The 435-nt window shown below is 66.7% G+C and carries 1 protein-coding gene; it reads right to left on the bottom strand.

Annotated features, from left to right (window positions below):
* Nucleotides 1–324: reverse transcriptase N-terminal domain-containing protein (locus tag KJS59_RS30605; protein ID WP_249715193.1), on the bottom strand; the 324-nt coding region annotated here is incomplete at its 3' end.
* Nucleotides 325–435 lie beyond the last annotated feature (111 nt).

Below are 435 nucleotides of genomic sequence, written 5' to 3' on the forward strand. Positions count from 1 at the left end.
GTCGACCAGATCAGCCTTCTGGGAAGTCAGCAGGGCGGTCCTGCCGTCCACGCCCGCCGTCGTGCTGCCGGCGTTGTCCTGCGCGACCCGGCGCACGCTGAGCACAGCGTTCGACCGGGACCGCAGCATCAGCTTCTGTAAGTTGCGGACCTTCTTGAGGTCCCCATTCCGCGACGCCGTGAAGATGCGTTGCCGTAGCCGCCGTACCTCGTTCTCGGCCTGGCGCCAGTCGATCGACCACCAGTCCGTGACCAGGTCCTCCGGTCCGTTCGCCATCACCTCGCCCACCACGGCGGCATGCACCGTCTCCGGCGTCCTGGTCATGGCGTCCAACTTGCCCTTCGGTTCCGGTGCTATCTGACTTCGGATCTTCACAGACTCACCTGGCCACGTCAGCGCCCTTCTCAGGCCGGGCATCCGCCCGTATCCGGCCGG

Source organism: Rhizomonospora bruguierae (genome assembly GCF_018397995.1).
Classification (GTDB): domain Bacteria; phylum Actinomycetota; class Actinomycetes; order Mycobacteriales; family Micromonosporaceae; genus Rhizomonospora; species Rhizomonospora bruguierae.